This window comes from Pseudomonas sp. 32_A (assembly GCF_017490905.1).
GTDB classification, from domain to species: Bacteria; Pseudomonadota; Gammaproteobacteria; order Pseudomonadales; family Pseudomonadaceae; genus Aquipseudomonas; species Aquipseudomonas inefficax.
In genome coordinates this window covers 1-438 of record NZ_JAFGYI010000372.1, presented here as the reverse complement: position 1 = coordinate 438, position 438 = coordinate 1, and the positions used below count along the sequence as shown (strand labels likewise).

General features: G+C 68.5%; 1 protein-coding gene. It reads left to right on the top strand.

Annotated features, from left to right (window positions below):
- Window positions 1-438: acyl-CoA dehydrogenase family protein (locus J5M58_RS27125; RefSeq protein ID WP_207880538.1), on the top strand; the 438-nt coding region annotated here is incomplete at both ends.

The window sequence follows — 438 nt, the reverse complement described above, 5'->3', positions numbered from 1 at the left end:
ATACGGATTACGTCGCCTACGCGCTCGCGCTCGAGGAGATCGCGGCGGGCTGCGCGTCGTGCGCGACGCTCGTGAGCGTGCACAACTCGGTCGGCTGCGGTCCGGTGCTGAACTACGGCACGGCCGAGCAGAAGGCGCGCTGGCTGCGCGATCTCGCGAGCGGCAAGACGGTCGGCGCGTTCAGCCTCACCGAGCCGCACGCGGGCTCCGACGCGCACAACCTGCGCACCCGCGCGGAATTGCGCGACGGCAAGTGGATACTGAACGGCAGCAAGCAGTTCGTCACCAACGGCGCGCGCGCGGGCCTGGCGATCGTTTTTGCCATGACCGATCCGGACGAAGGCAAGCGCGGCTTGTCCGCGTTCGTCGTGCCGACCGACACGCCGGGCTTCATCGTCGGCAAGCCCGAGAAGAAGATGGGCATCCGCGCGTCGGATA